This is a genomic window from Ancylobacter sp. TS-1, from assembly GCF_009223885.1.
GTDB lineage: Bacteria > Pseudomonadota > Alphaproteobacteria > Rhizobiales > Xanthobacteraceae > Ancylobacter.
The window spans coordinates 2,473,499-2,488,284 of record NZ_CP045144.1; the positions used below are offsets into that span (position 1 = coordinate 2,473,499).

The window sequence follows — 14,786 nt, forward strand, 5'->3', positions numbered from 1 at the left end:
AGGACACTGAGGCACAGGCGCCGCCAACGACCGGCCGCGCCTGTGACGACCAAGCCTGTGCCAACCAAGCCTGTGCCAACCAAGCCTGTGACGACCCCGCAGCAACCGACGGCACGTCGGGCGATGCGGCATCTGGAAGAGCGTTATCTCCGGTGAGGTACCCGGACTTCAAATCCGGGAGGGGCCGCGAGCCGGTCCCTGGTGGGTTCGACTCCCACTCTCTTCCGCCATCCCCCGTCCCCGGGCGCTGACCCGGCGACCGCCTTGCTCCGGCGCACGCGCCGGCGAGCCCGTGCCGGCCGCTCGGCGCGGCTGAAGCGCCGACCCTCCCGTGTCGAAATTGCACAAGTGCCCTGCGACGCTTGCCGTGCATGCATGCACGAAAGAACCGGCGCCGGCGCCATCGCATTGTCACCTGCGTCCGGCAAACATCGTGATAGAAATATCTCAATGCGAGGCGCTTCGACGACGACATGCGGAGAGTCCGAAAGCGTCTTTTCCGCAGATTCGAAATAAAACAGTATCAATCGACGATCAGATAATCTCTTTCCACCCGAAGGGAACCACATTATGGGCTACGTTACGACCAAAGACGGCGTTGACATCTTCTTCAAAGACTGGGGTCCGAAGGATGCACAGCCGATCGTCTTCCATCACGGCTGGCCGCTGTCGTCGGACGACTGGGACGCCCAGATGCTGTACTTCCTCCAGCACGGCTTCCGCGTCGTCGCCAGCGACCGCCGCGGCCATGGCCGCTCGGCGCAGGTGAGCGAGGGCCATGACATGGACCATTACGCCGCCGACGTCTCGGCCGTGGTCGAGCATCTCGACCTGAAGAACGCCGTTCATATCGGCCACTCCACCGGCGGTGGCCAGGTCGCCCGCTACGTCGCCAAGTTCGGCCTGCCGCAGGGCCGCGTCGCCAAGGCCGTGCTGGTCGCCGCCGTGCCGCCGATCATGCTGAAGACCGAAGCCTATCCTGGCGGCCTGCCGGTCGAGGTGTTCGACGGCCTGCGCGCCGCGCTCGCCGCCAACCGCGCCCAGTTCTACATCGACGTCGCCGCCGGCCCGTTCTACGGCTTCAACCGCGACGGCGCCAAGGTCTCGCAGGGCGTGATCGACAATTGGTGGCGCCAGGGCATGGTCGGCAGCGCCAAGGCGCATTACGAGGGCATCAAGGCCTTCTCCGAGACCGACCAGACCGAAGACCTCAAGGCGATGACGGTCCCCACCCTCGTCCTCCAGGGCGATGACGACCAGATCGTCCCGCACAAGAACGCCAGCGCGCTGCAGGCGGAACTGCTGCCGAACCCCACGCTGAAGGTCTATCCCGGCTTCCCGCACGGCATGCTCACCACCCATGCCGACGTGGTCAACCCGGACATTCTCGCCTTCATCAAGGCTTGATCCGCGCCGCCTGAAAGGCTTCAACGCCGGCCATGACTCTTGCGGTCATGGCCGGCGGTCGCGTGTCGCGACGGCGGGGGAACCCGCCCGCCGGTGGCAGGAACCGCCGAACGAAAGCGACAGAGCGTGCCCCACTCCCTCCCCATCGTCCCGCCCCTCATCCGCGACGCCCGCGACGACGACATGCCGGCCGTGCAGGCGATCTACGCCCATCATGTGCTCACCGGCCTCGCCAGCTTCGAGGAAGTGCCGCCCTCCGCCGCCGAGATGACCGCCCGGCGCGCCCATGTGCTGGCGCTCGGCCTGCCCTATCTCGTCGCCGAGCGGGAGGGCACGGTCGTCGGCTATGCCTATGCCTCCACCTACCGCCCGCGCCCGGCCTACCGCTTCACGGTGGAGGATTCGGTCTATGTGGCGCCGGGCTGCGGCGGAAAGGGCATTGGCGGCGCGCTGCTCGGTGCCCTCATCGCCCGCTGCGAGGCCGGCCCCTGGCGGCAGATGCTGGCGGTGATCGGCGACAGCGACAATGCCGGCTCGCTCGCCCTGCACCGCCGGCTCGGCTTCCGCCCGGCCGGCACGCTGGCCGCGGTCGGCTTCAAGTTTGGCCGCTGGGTCGATTCGGTGCTCATGCAGCGCCCGCTCGGCCCCGGCGACGACACCCTGCCCACCCCGCCGCCGACGTGAGCGGGGGTAAGGGCCGGCGCTTCAGCCCATCGCCGGCGCCGGCGTGCCGGAAAGCTCGGCCTCCTCGGCCTCCAATGCGGCGCGCTGGCGCTGCGCGGCGACCGCGTCGGAGCGGCGCTTGTAGATCTCATAGGCGATGGCGCCGATCACCGTCACCGCCACGATGAGCACCGCCAGCGCCGAGATGGCCGGCGTGGTGCCCTGCCGCACCCGGCCCGCGAGCACCGTGGTCAGCGTCTTGTCCGAGAGGATCGAGAAGGTCGTCGTGTTGTAGTTCTCGAAGGAGGACAGGAAGGCCAGCACCGCCGCCGAGGCCAGCGCCGGCTTGAGGAAGGGCACCAATATGTGGCGGAACACCTGCGGGTAGCTGGCGCCGAGATCGAGCGCCGCCTCCTCCTGCGCGCGGTCGAAGCGCTGGAGCCGGGCGAGGATGATCAGCATGCAATAGGCCGAAATGAAGCTCGCCTGGCCCAGCACGGTGAGCACCACGCCGTCATAGAGGAAGCGCGTGCCGGTCTGGCCGGTGAACTGGCGCCAGAACACCACGGTCGAGATGCCGATGATGATCCCCGGGGTCAGCACCGGCGAGACCACGATCAGGTAATAGGCCGAGCGCACCCGTGCCTGGATCTGCGTCATCACGATGGCGCCGGCGAGCCCGATGGGCACCGAGATCGCCACCACGAGGAAGCCGATCCAGATGCTCATGTGCAGGCCGGTCATCATGTCCTGGTCGGCCAGCAGCTGGCCGAACCAGTCCAGCGTGAAGCCCTCGATCGGCCAGACCTGCGGGTATTGCGGGGTGTTGAAGGCGGAGACGCCCATCACCGCCAGCGGGCCCAGCAGATAGAGGAAGAAGATCACGGTGTAGACCGCGAACATCACGCGCTGGAACGGACTCGGCGTCATCGCGTAATTTCCCCGAGGCTGAGCCGGAACGCCTTCAGCACCACCAGCACGAAGATGATGCAGCTCACCAGCAGGATGAAGGCGTAGGCCGCGCCCTGCGGCCAGTTGAAGGCCTGGTAGAAGCGGTCATAGACGATGGGCGTGAACCACAGCGTGCGCGGCCCGCCCAGCACCAGCGGCGCGGCCAGCGCGCCGGCGGTGAGCATGAACACCAGCGTGCAGCCGGAGGCGATGCCGGGCTTGGCGTGCGGCATCACGATGAAGGCGTGGATGTGCCACCACGGCGCGCCAAGGTCCCGCGCCGCCTCGATCTGGTTGCGGTCGAGGCTCTCGATGGCGTTGTAGAGCGGGAAGATCATCATCAGGAGATAGGCGTAGGACAGGCCGACATAGAGGCCGACATCGGCGCCGAGGAAGTCGATCGGCTCGGAAGTCAGGCCGACGCCCATCAGCATCTGGTTGATGATGCCGCCCGAGGACAGCAGCACGCGGAAGGCGAAGGCGCGCAGGATCTCGTTCACCCAATAGGGCAGGATCAGCAGCAGCAGCAGCACGCGCAGCCGCGCAGCCGTCGCCGACTGCGCCATGTGGAAGGCGAGCGGGTAGGAGATCGCGAAATTCAGCAGCGTGATCGCGATGCTGACGCCGATAGTGAGGAAGAAGGCCTTGATGTGCAGCCAGTTCCATTCGGCGGTCGAGGTGGTCGAGCCGAACAGGAAGTAGCGGTAGTTCTCCAGCGTGAAGACGTCCTTCGGCCCGCCCATCTGCGCCGGCGGCAGCTTCGGGCGGAACGACATGTCCACCATGGCGAGCTGCGGCAGCAGGATGATGAAGAAGGCCCAGAAGCCGACGGCGACCACGAGATAGGTGCCGACCCCGATTCCGTTGCGCTGGAAGAAGCCCGGCCCGGAGGCAAGGCCGGTGCGCCGCTCATAGGCGGCGAGCAGGAAGAAGCCGACCGCCACGACCAGCGGCAGGCCGAAGACCAGGGCGAGGCCGCCGCTCATCTCAGTGCCTTTCCGGCCGGGCCAGCAGCAGGCCGTCCTCGGGACGGAAGCCGATATGCAGGCTCTCGCCCGCGCTCGGCAGCACCATTCCCGCGCCGGCGCCAATGCTGGCCGTGACCTTCTGTCCGGTCTTCACCCGCAGCGTGACATGGGTGACGCTGCCTTCGTAGGCGACGTCCAGCGTCTCGCCCTCGAAGCCGGTGGTGGAGCCGTTGGCGTGCAGCTGCATCGCCTCGGGGCGCACGAACAGCAACGCCTCCTGCCCGCTGGTGAGGCCAACCGGGTTGCGGCCCTTCAACGTGCCGAGCGGGGTCTCCAGCGTGGCGATGTCGCCCTCGATGGTGGAGATGCGTCCGCGTATGGCGTTGTTCTCGCCGACGAAGGAGGCGACGAAGGGCGTGCGCGGCTCGGCATAGACGGCGCGCCCGTCGCCGACCTGCTCGATCACCCCGGCATTCATCACGGCGATGCGGTCCGACATGGTCAGCGCCTCGCCCTGATCGTGGGTGATGTAGATGAAGGTGATGCCGACCCGCTTCTGGATGGCGCGCAGTTCCGAACGCATGTGCTGGCGCAGCTTGAGGTCGAGCGCGGAGAGCGGCTCGTCCAGAAGCAATACCGACGGCTCGACGGCCAGGGCGCGGGCGATGGCCACGCGCTGCTTCTGGCCGCCGGAAAGCTCGGACACCCGCTTGTGGCCATGCTCGGTGAGCGCGACCTGGATCAGCAGGTTCTTCACCTTCTCGTCGCGCTCGTGGCGCGGCACGCCGCGCACCCGGAGGCCGTAGCCGATATTCTCGGCCACCGTCATCATCGGGAACAGAGCGAGGTTCTGGAAGATCAGCGCGGTGGGCCGCTTGTTCGGCCCGATGCCCTTCATGTCCTCGCCGCCGATCTTCACCCGCCCCCGCGTCGGTTCGATGAAGCCGGAGATGGTGCGCAGCAGCGTGGTCTTGCCGCAGCCGGACGGCCCGAGGAAGGAGAAGAACTCGCCCGGCTCGATGGTGAGGTTGGCTTCCTTGACGGCGACGAAGTCGCCGAAGGTGACATTGACGCCCTCAAGCTCGACGGCAGCGGCCATGCGGATTTCCGTTCAGTTGGTTGCCGTCGTCCCGGACGCCGCACCAGCGGCGATCCGGGACCGTGAGACGGGCGGGTATCGTGTGACGGGCGACCCGCCCGTTCGAAGAGAACGCCGTCATCCCGGCCGAAGGCGGAGCCGCGGAGCCGGGATCGTTCCCGGATCGGCCTGCCGGCCGTCCGGGATGACGGGGAGGGACGGCGCGAGGACCGTCCCCCGCACTCACGCCGCCTTGAACTTCTCGGCGTACTGCGTGCGCAGCTCGGCGTACCACGACGGCTCCGGCGGGCGGCTCCACAGATTGTCGAGCGCGTTGCCGGGATAGGCCTCGGCGAAGTTCTTCTTGGCGACCTCGGAGAGGAACTTGTCGGCGCCCTTGACGACCGGGTTGTAGCCCGAGCCGTTGGCGACCATCGCCGAGATTTCCGGCTGGTGGACGAAGTTGATGAACTCGTAGAGCTGCGGCACGTTCTTCGCCGCCTTGGTCATCGACCAGCCGTCGATCCAGGTGATGGCGCCTTCCTGCGGGGCCATGTAGTTGATCGGCTTGCCGGCCTTCTTCAGCGAGAGCGGCGGGCCATCCCAGGTCTGGCCGATGACGCAGCCATTCTCCATGAAGCCGGACTTGGTGTTGTCGGCCGAATCCCAGAACTGCTTGACCTGCGCCTTGTTCTCGATGGCGAAGGCGAGGATGGGATCGTAGATCTTCTTCATCGTCGCCTCGTCCTTGAAGGCGTCGAGCATGCGGTTGGAGGGCAGCTTGCCGGACTTGTCCCACCACAGGCCGATGCCGAGCAGCAGCGAGTGCGGGCGGCCCTGCATCTTGCCCTTGAATTCCGGGCTCCAGAGCGTGCCGTAGCTGAGCTTGTCATAGGTCAGGGTGGCGAGGTCGGTGCGCCAGGAGATCGCCTCCGAGCCCCAGCAATGGGGCACGTGGTAGAGGCCGCCATCCCAGGTCCACACGCTGGTGGAGCCTTCGAGCATCGCCGGCAGCACCTGGTCGAGCTTCAGCTTGGAGAGGTCGTAGGGCGCCAGCACGCCCAGCTCCTTGAACTGCGGGGCGCGGTCGCGCGTCGGCGCGCACAGGTCGAAGCCCTCGCCCTCGGTGGCCTGCAGCTTGTTGATCTGCTCCTCGTTCTGCGAGAACGGGGTGGAGTTGACCTTGATGCCGGTCTTCTTGGTGAATTCCGGGAGAACCGGATCGGGCAGTTCGTCCGACCAGTTGAGGATGTTCAGCTCGCCCGAGGAGGAGAAGGCGTCCTTCACCAGCCACGGGCCGGTCGCGGCGACCGTACCGGCGGCCAGCGCCCCTTTGAACAGCACGCGGCGGGTGAAGCTGCGCGCTGCCAGCAGCGTTTCGATGGACGAGTTGGGAGCTTCCGGCTTCTTCGTCACGACATGTTCCTCGCTCTGGCCGCCCGGCACAGACCTGTTGGGCGGAAGTGGCCGGGAGGCTTGGAGCACGAAGCGTGCCAGCGGCGCCGCCCGTTGCACAGGTGCGACGAACCGCCAGAACGGGCACGACACGCCCCGCCCCGGACCCTGCATCGCCCGTCCCGCACTGTTGCGGCCGGCCGCGCCCGCCCGCCCCGCCTGCGCTTCGCCACTGGCGCCGAATTAGCCACGGTTCGCCAAATTGTGTGCACGAAAAATGCGCGTATGCCACGCGCTTCGGCGTCGTGGCGAAACCGGCGGGCTTTCGTTTGCCGGCCAAACGCAAGCCGGCGGCGCGCGTTTCAGCCCAGCGCGGCGAGGAGGTCGCCGGCCAGCGCGTGCAGGTCGTCGCGGTGGCCGGTGCGGCCGGCGGGCGCGTCGGTGGCGGAGGTCATGACCAGGCAGGCCGCCCGTTCCGGCGCCACATAGAGCATCTGCCCGCCATAGCCCCAGCCGTAATGCACCCGCGTCCCGGCGATCTCGCGCGCGAACCAGCCATAGCCATAGGCGTCGCCGGTGAAGCGCGAGGCCGTGCGCGCCGTCCAGCACTGTTCGATCCACGCCGGCGGAATCACCTGCTCCCCGGCCCGGTTGCGCCCGCCCTTGCGGCAGCACTCGACGAAGGCAAGCAGCGCGGTCGGGCGCATCGCCATCTGGTTGCCGCCGAAATAGATGCCCTGCCGGTCGCGCTCCCAGTCGGCGATCGCGAAGCCCTCGATGGCGCCGAGCCAGTCGCGCGCCAGCGCCAGCGTCGAGCGCCCGGAGGCGCGCGTCAGGATGGCGGAGAGCAGATGCGTCGAGCCGGTGGAATAGAGCATGGCGCCGCCCGGCGCATCGACAAAGGGCCGCGCCAGCGCCGCCCGCACCCAGTTTCGCGAGGCGATCCACTGGCCGTAAGAGGGCCCGGAGGTGCGCTCCAGCCCTGCCTGCATGGAAAGCAGATGGCCGATGGTGATCTCATAAAGGCGCGGGTCGGGGTCGTCAGGCAGATCGGCGCGCAGCAGCGGGGCGATCTTCTGGTCCGCCCCTTCCAGCACGCCCTTGTCGATGGCGATGCCGACCAGCATGGCGAGGATGCTTTTCGAGGCCGACTTGATGTTGGCCGGCCGGTCCACCCGCCCGCCTTTGTAGCCGCGCGCGGCGAGCGTCTCGCCGGCCCTCATCACGAGCGCGGTGCGCAGCGGCTCAAAGGCGGCGGCGCGGTCGAGCAGAGGCGTCAGCCGTGCGGCAGCGTCGGAGTGTATGGGCGACTCACTTTGAGCGCGCGCGAGGCGCGGGGCGAGCAGAAGCAGCGGAGCGGCAAGCAGGGAGCGACGGTGCATGCCGGGGAAGATAGGGCGGGAGCGGGGGATGTGGGGTCACGATGGGGGGAGCTGAGGCTGTGCGCTCGTCGTGGCGGGACGCTTATACTTTTCGAGAGACGCCGCATTTTCCAGATCAGTCTTATAGTTTCTCATCATTAATAGAACATTCTCGACTAGATCAGAAAATTCCTTTCCTCCTATATCTATGTACTCTCCATGCGCTATTTTATTACGCCGATGGACAAGACTCTGATCAATTAGGTTAAAATGCATTTGATAGGCGTCAATTTCTATATCCAAAGATTGCGCAATATTCGAAAAAACTATCGATGTAAGATTTGATTCTGTATCAATATAATTAGATCCATAGATGGAAGCCGTTTTACCTAATTCGGACGTAATAAATTCGAACGCCTCTACATTTGCCTTGGATTTCTTCGACTCCCTTAACATATTAAGTTTCGATTTTAGTCCCATAACTGCAAAGCAACTTTTTAAGTCAGCATATGAAAGACTTTTATTGTGTATGTAATTTAAATACATATCCGAGGATGACTTAATAAACCCCTCCCAATGAGCATACAAAAGAGCAACTCCGGCACGTATAAAAAAACGTCTCTGCGGACCATTGGCCTTTGCTGCAACTGTAAAACTACCGATCTCTTTTACGCGCCAACTCATCTCCTTATCAAGGGCGTCTTGCAACTGGGGGAGTGTTTTGATTTCTGACATGGCGCACTCTACGGGCGCAGAAGATCGGCAGATATAGGCAACAATTTAGCGAGTCTAGTTGTTCCTCGAACACCAGCACCAGAATTTTGGGTGAACGAAGGATTACTCCAAAGTTTTTTAGCGACCTCTTTTATAAAGACATCGCGATCGTGAGGTGACATAGCATTCAAATGAACCAAATTGTAAGAGACCCCGGTAGCCATGACCTCATAGACAGACATCAGGAATTTTCCGGAAAAATTTCCTCCGTTCCATTTCTTGAATGCGGCATCCCCGAGCGCGGCGTTTAAGAAAGTGAATGTTTTTTGAAAAACATCACGCTCCCCCAACATATCAAAATCATTACTTGTGGCCATCTGCATAAGGGCGCCGTTCAAATATTCATGAACATCAAGTCCCGATTGATATGCCACAGATCTAAACGCGAAAAAACGTAACGCAAGCTCGACACCGGCCTGCGCCTCTAATGCGGTATCAGTTTGATTTGTTGTTAACTTAAAAGCGTCGAAATTTGCGCAGTCAATTAGCCAGTCATAGAAATTTTTATTCAAAGATACAGCTATACTGTTACGAACTTCCTGCTCAGTGAGGCCAGCTCCTCCGGTATTTAGGCGCTGAAAAAGTTCAAACTTGGCAGATATGTCGCTTTCAGATTTAAGTATTTCCACACGAACACGAGCTCGCTTAAGTTCAATCTGAAATGCCTGCCCTATTCCATCATCAATACTAGGTCCGGATGACTTCCATCGCTTACCATTGAGACTCGGAAGAAGCCTAGTTCCATTCAATACGAGTGGTCCGAGCTGATCAGCTCGCTCACCTTTCAAGTCGCCCGTCAACTGAAGTACGGTCGATATTCTTTGCAGTCCGTCAACGAGCTCCCAAACACCGAATTCCGTTTGGTATACAAAAATAGACGGTATTGGTATACCAAGTAAAAGAGATTCAATGAACCGCGTCTTCCGTTCGTCGTCCCATCTAAATAATCTCTGAAATACCGGATCTATGACTAATTCAGACTCTTTATATAAATTAATAATCTCACCGATGGACATGTCATAGCCATCGGTAACAACTTTCTTGCGAGCAGCCTGGACTTCATCATCGAGCGCCATAATCAACCCTTTCTTATGATGAAAAGGTTAGCCTGAATTCCCGAATGAATCTAGGTCCGTCTCACCCACCCCCGCCCAGCACCAGATCGTCCCGGTGCACCATCGCCGCGCGACCCTCGAAGCCGGTGATGGTGGCGATCTCGTCTGAGGACTTGCCGCGGATGCGCTCGGCATAGTCGGCGTCATAGGCCACCAGGCCGCGGCCGATCTCGGCGCCGTCCGGCCCGCGCAGCACCACGGCGTCGCCGCGCGTGAAGTCGCCTTCCACCAGCTTTACCCCCGCCGGCAGCAGCGAGGAGCCCCGGCGCAGCGCGGCCACGGCGCCGGCGTCGAGATGCAGCACGCCGCGCGGCTCCAGCGAGCCGGCGATCCAGCGCTTGCGCGAGGCGACCGGGTTGGCCGGGGCGAGGAACCAGGTGCAGCGCGCGCCCTCGGCAATGGCGCGCAGCGGGTTCTTCACCTTGCCGGAGGCGATCACCATATGCGCGCCCGCCGTGGTGGCGATCTTGCCGGCCTCGATCTTGGTCTTCATGCCGCCGCGCGACAGCTCGGTGCCGGCGCCGCCCGCCATCGCCTCGACCTCGGCGGTGATGCGCGGCACCAGCGGCAGGAAGCGCGCATCGGGGTCGTCATTGGGCGGGGCGGTGTAGAGCCCGTCAATATCGGAGAGCAGCACGAGAAGGTCGGCGCTCGCCATGCCGGCGACGCGGGCGGCGAGGCGGTCATTGTCGCCATAGCGGATTTCCGAGGTCGCCACCGTGTCGTTCTCGTTGATGACGGGCACGACCTTGAGGTCGATCAGCTTGGCCAGCGTCGAGCGGGCGTTGAGGTAGCGCCGGCGCTCCTCGGTGTCGCCGAGCGTGATGAGGATCTGGCCGGCCGCGACGCCCTCATGCGCCAGCGCCTCCGACCACGCCCGCGCCAGCGCGATCTGCCCGACGGCGGCGGCGGCCTGGCTTTCCTCCAGCTTCAGCGGGCGCTTGGGCAGCTTCAAGACATTGCGCCCGAGCGCGATGGCGCCCGAGGAGACGACCAGCACCTCCTTGCCCTCGCGGTGAAGCTGGGCGACGTCCTCGGCCAGCGCCGCCAGCCACGCATGCCGCAGCGCCCCGCGCGAGGAGTCCACCAGCAGCGCCGAGCCGACCTTCACCACGATGCGACGGAAGGAGGAAAGCTGCGGCACCGGCGTGCCGGCGGTCCCGGTAGCGGCGGTCCCGGTGGCGGCGGTGTCGGTGGCGGCGGCGGGCGAGGCGGGACGGTTCATCGGAGGCGCTTCGGCTGGAAATGAGGGACGGCGCGCTTCATACGCCGATTTCGCCGCCAAGGCGCGGGATTTGTGGGGGGCGTTTGGCGCCCGTCACGGCCGCCAGGGTTCGACGACGTCCCGTGCGACTTCCTCGGCCTTGCCCTCGTCGATGACATGGATGAGCGCGCGCAGCGCCTCGCGCACGCCCTCGCCGGACTGCGCCGAGAGCGTCAGCGGCTTGCGCTTGGCGGCGCGCTGGAGCCGGGCGAGCTGGGTCTTCAGCGTCTCCGGGTCGAGCGCGTCGATCTTGGAGAGGGCGACGATCTCGGGCTTGTCCTCCAGCCCCTGCCCGTAGGCTTCCAGCTCCGCGCGCACGGTCTTGTAGGTCTTGCCGGCATGCTCGCAGGTGCCGTCGACAAGGTGCAGCAGCACGCGGCAGCGCTCGATATGGGCGAGGAAGCGGTCGCCGAGGCCGACGCCCTCATGCGCGCCCTCGATCAGGCCGGGAATGTCGGCCAGCACGAATTCGCGCCCGTCCACCTTCACCACGCCGAGCCCAGGATGCAGCGTGGTGAAGGGGTAGTCCGCGACTTTCGGCTTCGCCGCCGTCGTCGCCGCGAGGAAGGTCGACTTGCCGGCATTGGGCAAGCCGACAAGACCGGCATCAGCGATGAGTTTCAACCGCAGCACAATCCACCGCTCCTCACCCTCCTGCCCCGGATTGACGCGGCGCGGGGCCTGGTTGGTCGAGGTCTGGAAATGGGCGTTGCCGAAGCCGCCATTGCCACCCTTGATGAGGCGGATGCGCTGGCCGATATGGGTCAGATCGGCCAGAACGGTCTCACCGTCCTCATCGAGCACCTCGGTCCCCGCCGGCACTTTCAGCACGGCATCGTCGCCCTTGGCCCCGGCGCGGTTCTTGCCCATGCCGAAGCCGCCCTTCTTGGCTTTGAAGTGCTGCTGGAAGCGGTAGTCGATGAGCGTGTTCAACCCGTCGACGCACTCGATCCACACATCCCCGCCCCGCCCGCCGTCGCCGCCGTCCGGGCCGCCGAACTCGATGAACTTCTCGCGCCGGAACGAGAGGCAGCCCGCGCCGCCGTCGCCGGCACGGACATAGATCTTGGCCTGGTCGAGAAACTTCATCGGTACGGCTCAACGGTTCGGGGCCCCCGCCCGCGCGGGAACCCGTTCAGGATAGCAGATGCCCCGGCTCAATGCCGGGTGGAGTCGTGCAGGCGCGGCGGCTTGGTGGCGCCCCAGGCCCGCAGCGAGGTCCACAGCCGGCGCTCCAGCCGGAAGCGGTCGACCGGCACCGAGGCGCCGATAGCCCGGACCCGGGCCAGCCCGACCCCGGTCCACTGGAAGCCGCACTTCTCCAGCACCCGGCGCGAGGCCGGATTGACGACGCGCGCGGAGGCGATGAGCGCCTCCAGCTTGCGGTCGCCAAAGGCGTGGTCGATCAGCGCGCGCGTGGCCTCGGTGGCGATGCCGTGGTCCCAATAGGGCTCGGCAAGCCAGTAGCCGATCTCCGGCGCGTCCTCGTCGCGGCGCACGAAGCCGCACATGCCGACCGGAATCGGCGGGCCGAAGCCCGCGGTGCCCCGCAGCACGCCCTCGTCCTTCAGGAAGATGGCGAAGGTCGCCGCCTCGGGGCCGCCCGGCAGGTTGGCGACGAAGGCCGCCGCATCCGCCATGCCGTAGGGATGGGGGATGTTCGCCGTCATCTCCGCGACCTTGCGGTTGTCGGCGAGCTCGGCGATCCACGTCATGTCCTCGATGCGCGGCACGCGAAGGAGGAGGCGGCCGGTTTCGAGGACGGCGATACTGCTCTCGGCAAGGGTCGACCCGGGGGTCGCTTCGACGATGGTCATTGAGGGTCTCCTGGGGGCCTGAACGACGAAGGGGAGGCGGTCTTCTCGCCTCCCCTGTCGGGCACCCCGGACTGTCCTCAAGGACATCAGGGAAATCCTACCGGTCGGGCGAGACCGGCGGGATTTCCATGAACCCTCACCGGCTTTATTCGGCGGCCTCGGCGGCCGGAATGACGGATACGTACGTGCGGGAATTTGCTTTCGTGCGGAACTCGACTCGGCCATCGCTCAGCGCAAAGAGGGTATGATCCTTGCCCATGCCGACATTGGTGCCGGGATGCCAGGTCGTACCGCGCTGACGCACGATGATGTTGCCGGCGACGACCTTCTCGCTGCCGAACTTCTTTACGCCGAGACGACGACCTTCGGAGTCGCGACCGTTGCGGGAGGAACCGCCTGCCTTCTTGTGAGCCATGATGCTCTCCTAATTCTTTCCTGCTGGCGGTCTCAGGCGCCGGTGATCGAGGTCACGCGCACGACGGTGAAGTCCTGGCGATGGCCGATCTTACGACGCGAATTCTGACGACGACGCTTCTTGAACGCAATGACCTTGTCGCCACGGGTGTGCTTGACGACCTCGATGGTGACGGCGGCGCCGTCCACGAGCGGGGCACCGACCTTCGGGCTTTCGCCGCCGAGCATAAGCACCGGCAGGGTGACGGACGAACCCGCCTCGGCGTCGATCTTGCCGACGGTCACGAGTTCGTTGGGGGCGACCCGATACTGCTTGCCGCCCGTCTTGATGACCGCGAACATGTTCTGTCCTTTCGTTCGAGCCCGGTCTCCGGCACTGCGCGGAACGCTGATGCGCGACGCTGGCCTGGACCGGCTTCTTTCGGTCGATGGGTTTCAATATGCGCGCGAGGGACGCAGGACGCCCATCACGCAGCGCCGGGCTCATAGCCGCCGGGGCCGCTCCTGTCAAGGAAAGTACACATTATCGCGGCCTCGCGCCCGATGAACCTTCCGCCCCGCCCGGCGTTCTCCCCGCACAGGCGCGGCGACCCCGCCGCGCGTCAGATCGGAGTTCGGCAATGGACACTCAGCGTATCACGGGCGCGGCCCGGCAGGTCGGCGGCAAGCTGCGGCGCGTGGCGGGCGAGACCGGCCGCGAGGCCTACGACACCGCCGCCCACCGTGCCGAGGACGCCTATGAGGAAGCCTTCGACCTCGGCTCGCGGGCGGTGCGCCATGCCCGCAGCGGGGCGCTGCGGCTTGCCGACGACGCGCTGGAGAACGGTCAGGCGCTGTACGGGCGCGGCGTCGGCGCGCTGTCGCGGCAGGCCGGCGATCACCCGCTGCTGCTGGTCGCCGCCGCCGCGCTCACCGGCGCCGCCATCGCCTGGCTGGCGCTGAACGCGCAGCGGCGCTGAGCGGGCCTCTCAGAAGCCGCTCTTCACCCGCAGATGGGTGTGCTCATGGGCGGCGCCCTGATTGTGGACGTGGCGGTCCGCCCCCGCGTCCACCGGCACCAAAGCGAGCGTGCCGTGCATGACGCCGCGTTCGAGGAACAGCGCCTCGGCATAGGCCGACACGTCGCCGACATGGCCGCGCATCAGCGTCACGTCGAGCGACGTCGTGTGGTCGAGCGGCACGGAGAGCGCCGCGACGGTCTGGTCGTGGCGCTCCAGCCGCCCCTGCGGCACGCGGGCGGCGAGGTTGCGCACCGACTGGTCGATGGTGCAGCTGATCACCCCGAAGCACTGCGCCTGCGCCGGCCCCTCGGGACGGGCGGAAAGGCCGCGCCGCACGAGGTCGCGGATCGCCTCCGAGCGGCTGGTCGAGCCGCTCGCTTCCATATGGGCATCGAGCCGGGCGGCGAGATCATCGTCGATGGCGATGGTGATCCGTTGCATGGCTCGTCTCCGCGAAACTGGACGCGAAGCCTAACATTCAGAGGGTGACGGAGAAATTGGAAACGGCGGCGGTGTTTGGCGCTTGCGCATCGGGACCGGGCCTCAGTATGATTTTTTATAGATGATTTCATACGATG

The 14,786-nt window shown here is 65.2% G+C and carries 16 protein-coding genes and 1 tRNA gene; 4 read left to right on the top strand and 13 right to left on the bottom strand.

Annotated features, from left to right (window positions below):
- Positions 1–134: 134 nt before the first annotated feature.
- The 3 genes from GBB76_RS11620 to GBB76_RS11630 all read left to right on the top strand — a co-directional run bounded on the left by GBB76_RS11620 (position 135) and on the right by GBB76_RS11630 (position 2,091).
- Positions 135–230, top strand: a tRNA-Sec gene (locus GBB76_RS11620).
- A 340-nt stretch (positions 231–570) separates the two neighbouring features.
- Positions 571–1,407, top strand: coding sequence for an alpha/beta fold hydrolase (locus GBB76_RS11625; RefSeq protein WP_152303449.1), 837 nt, complete (start codon positions 571–573; stop codon positions 1,405–1,407).
- 126 nt (positions 1,408–1,533) lie between these two features.
- Complete coding sequence (locus GBB76_RS11630; RefSeq protein WP_256366625.1) at positions 1,534–2,091, top strand: GNAT family N-acetyltransferase; 558 nt, start codon at positions 1,534–1,536, stop codon at positions 2,089–2,091.
- Between the two features lie 21 nt (positions 2,092–2,112).
- On the opposite strand, the gene GBB76_RS11635 is transcribed toward GBB76_RS11630, so the two are convergent.
- The 12 genes from GBB76_RS11635 to rplU all read right to left on the bottom strand — a co-directional run bounded on the left by GBB76_RS11635 (position 2,113) and on the right by rplU (position 13,549).
- Positions 2,113–3,000 carry an ABC transporter permease gene (locus GBB76_RS11635; RefSeq protein ID WP_152303450.1) on the bottom strand — a complete coding sequence of 296 codons (888 nt, stop codon included), beginning with the start codon at positions 2,998–3,000 and terminating at the stop codon, positions 2,113–2,115.
- Positions 2,997–4,007, bottom strand: coding sequence for an ABC transporter permease (locus tag GBB76_RS11640; RefSeq protein ID WP_152303451.1), 1,011 nt, complete (start codon positions 4,005–4,007; stop codon positions 2,997–2,999). Before GBB76_RS11640 ends, GBB76_RS11635 begins: the two co-directional genes overlap by 4 nt.
- A gap of 1 nt (position 4,008) precedes the next feature.
- Complete coding sequence (locus GBB76_RS11645; protein ID WP_152303452.1) at positions 4,009–5,088, bottom strand: ABC transporter ATP-binding protein; 1,080 nt, start codon at positions 5,086–5,088, stop codon at positions 4,009–4,011.
- Positions 5,089–5,310: 222 nt separating this feature from the next.
- Complete coding sequence (locus GBB76_RS11650; RefSeq protein ID WP_246668902.1) at positions 5,311–6,483, bottom strand: extracellular solute-binding protein; 1,173 nt, start codon at positions 6,481–6,483, stop codon at positions 5,311–5,313.
- A 341-nt stretch (positions 6,484–6,824) separates the two neighbouring features.
- Positions 6,825–7,844: a serine hydrolase gene (locus GBB76_RS11655; protein ID WP_152303453.1), complete on the bottom strand. Its 1,020-nt coding sequence runs from the start codon at positions 7,842–7,844 to the stop codon at positions 6,825–6,827.
- 36 nt (positions 7,845–7,880) lie between these two features.
- The gene (locus GBB76_RS11660; protein WP_202911088.1) at positions 7,881–8,558 is read right to left on the bottom strand and encodes an MAE_28990/MAE_18760 family HEPN-like nuclease; all 678 of its coding nucleotides are present in this window, start codon (positions 8,556–8,558) and stop codon (positions 7,881–7,883) included.
- 8 nt (positions 8,559–8,566) lie between these two features.
- Entirely contained in the window at positions 8,567–9,673 is a 1,107-nt protein-coding gene (locus GBB76_RS11665) for a DUF262 domain-containing protein (protein ID WP_152303454.1), read from the bottom strand.
- 61 nt (positions 9,674–9,734) lie between these two features.
- Positions 9,735–10,937, bottom strand: coding sequence for a glutamate 5-kinase (gene proB, locus GBB76_RS11670; protein WP_152303455.1), 1,203 nt, complete (start codon positions 10,935–10,937; stop codon positions 9,735–9,737).
- A gap of 93 nt (positions 10,938–11,030) precedes the next feature.
- On the bottom strand, positions 11,031–12,065 hold the full coding sequence (gene obgE, locus GBB76_RS11675) for a GTPase ObgE (RefSeq protein ID WP_152303456.1): 1,035 nt from the start codon (positions 12,063–12,065) through the stop codon (positions 11,031–11,033).
- Positions 12,066–12,133: 68 nt separating this feature from the next.
- Positions 12,134–12,793, bottom strand: a complete 660-nt coding sequence (locus GBB76_RS11680) for a GNAT family N-acetyltransferase (protein ID WP_152303457.1) — start codon at positions 12,791–12,793, stop codon at positions 12,134–12,136.
- A gap of 145 nt (positions 12,794–12,938) precedes the next feature.
- Positions 12,939–13,208, bottom strand: coding sequence for a 50S ribosomal protein L27 (rpmA, locus tag GBB76_RS11685; protein ID WP_152303458.1), 270 nt, complete (start codon positions 13,206–13,208; stop codon positions 12,939–12,941).
- A 32-nt stretch (positions 13,209–13,240) separates the two neighbouring features.
- Positions 13,241–13,549 (bottom strand): 50S ribosomal protein L21, encoded by a 309-nt coding sequence (gene rplU, locus GBB76_RS11690; protein WP_152303459.1) that lies wholly within the window; start codon positions 13,547–13,549, stop codon positions 13,241–13,243.
- A gap of 278 nt (positions 13,550–13,827) precedes the next feature.
- On the opposite strand from rplU, the gene GBB76_RS11695 reads away from it, so the two are divergent.
- Complete coding sequence (locus GBB76_RS11695; protein WP_152303460.1) at positions 13,828–14,166, top strand: hypothetical protein; 339 nt, start codon at positions 13,828–13,830, stop codon at positions 14,164–14,166.
- A 9-nt stretch (positions 14,167–14,175) separates the two neighbouring features.
- Here GBB76_RS11695 and nikR read toward each other — a convergent pair whose 3' ends face one another.
- Positions 14,176–14,649, bottom strand: coding sequence for a nickel-responsive transcriptional regulator NikR (gene nikR, locus GBB76_RS11700; RefSeq protein ID WP_152303461.1), 474 nt, complete (start codon positions 14,647–14,649; stop codon positions 14,176–14,178).
- Between the last annotated feature and the right edge of the window lie 137 nt (positions 14,650–14,786).

Coding starts and splice junctions, on each gene's coding strand:
- GBB76_RS11625 (WP_152303449.1), top strand. CDS start 571: ATGGGCTACGTTACGACCAAAGACGGCGTTGACATCTTCTTCAAAGAC.
- GBB76_RS11635 (WP_152303450.1), bottom strand. CDS start 3,000: ATGACGCCGAGTCCGTTCCAGCGCGTGATGTTCGCGGTCTACACCGTG.
- GBB76_RS11640 (WP_152303451.1), bottom strand. CDS start 4,007: ATGAGCGGCGGCCTCGCCCTGGTCTTCGGCCTGCCGCTGGTCGTGGCG.
- GBB76_RS11645 (WP_152303452.1), bottom strand. CDS start 5,088: ATGGCCGCTGCCGTCGAGCTTGAGGGCGTCAATGTCACCTTCGGCGAC.
- GBB76_RS11655 (WP_152303453.1), bottom strand. CDS start 7,844: ATGCACCGTCGCTCCCTGCTTGCCGCTCCGCTGCTTCTGCTCGCCCCG.
- GBB76_RS11660 (WP_202911088.1), bottom strand. CDS start 8,558: ATGTCAGAAATCAAAACACTCCCCCAGTTGCAAGACGCCCTTGATAAG.
- GBB76_RS11665 (WP_152303454.1), bottom strand. CDS start 9,673: ATGGCGCTCGATGATGAAGTCCAGGCTGCTCGCAAGAAAGTTGTTACC.
- proB (WP_152303455.1), bottom strand. CDS start 10,937: ATGAACCGTCCCGCCTCGCCCGCCGCCGCCACCGACACCGCCGCCACC.
- obgE (WP_152303456.1), bottom strand. CDS start 12,065: ATGAAGTTTCTCGACCAGGCCAAGATCTATGTCCGTGCCGGCGACGGC.
- GBB76_RS11680 (WP_152303457.1), bottom strand. CDS start 12,793: ATGACCATCGTCGAAGCGACCCCCGGGTCGACCCTTGCCGAGAGCAGT.
- rpmA (WP_152303458.1), bottom strand. CDS start 13,208: ATGGCTCACAAGAAGGCAGGCGGTTCCTCCCGCAACGGTCGCGACTCC.
- rplU (WP_152303459.1), bottom strand. CDS start 13,549: ATGTTCGCGGTCATCAAGACGGGCGGCAAGCAGTATCGGGTCGCCCCC.
- GBB76_RS11695 (WP_152303460.1), top strand. CDS start 13,828: ATGGACACTCAGCGTATCACGGGCGCGGCCCGGCAGGTCGGCGGCAAG.
- nikR (WP_152303461.1), bottom strand. CDS start 14,649: ATGCAACGGATCACCATCGCCATCGACGATGATCTCGCCGCCCGGCTC.